Below are 388 nucleotides of genomic sequence, written 5' to 3'. Positions count from 1 at the left end.
AACCGAGTTGAGGGGGTAGCGTGCCTGTGCGGGGTGTTGATGCGCCGGTTTATGGTGTTGGTTTGCCGCCTGATGCGCCGCGGCCACTGTTTGTGTGGACGGTGTCGTTGCCGCTTGGGTGGCGTGTTATTGATCTTGATCCGCGGTGTACGGATGCTTCGATTGCAAATATTATGCGTGATGATGATGTTGTGCCTGGTGTGCGGCTTAAAAGTGCGCAGAAGCGTCAGTTGAAAGAGGCTATGGCTTCTATGGCGGCCGAGGCGCGTAAGGCTGGGGCTGTGTGGGTTTTGGTTCTTCCTGGTGTGCAGGAGGATTATGTTTCTGCTGTGACTTTGTTGTTGCGGTGGTCTGATTCTGCTCCGCGGTCGGCGAGTGTGTTGGAGAT

The 388-nt window shown here is 55.7% G+C and carries 1 protein-coding gene; it reads left to right on the top strand.

Annotation, left to right across the window (positions count from 1 at the left end):
* Positions 1 to 20 precede the first annotated feature (20 nt).
* Positions 21 to 388 (top strand): hypothetical protein (locus QP968_RS11180; RefSeq protein ID WP_284856465.1); only part of this gene is annotated, 368 nt, incomplete at its 3' end.

The organism is Corynebacterium sp. MSK041 (assembly GCF_030232265.1).
Taxonomy (GTDB): domain Bacteria; phylum Actinomycetota; class Actinomycetes; order Mycobacteriales; family Mycobacteriaceae; genus Corynebacterium.
This window is presented reverse-complemented; position numbering and strand designations above follow the sequence as displayed.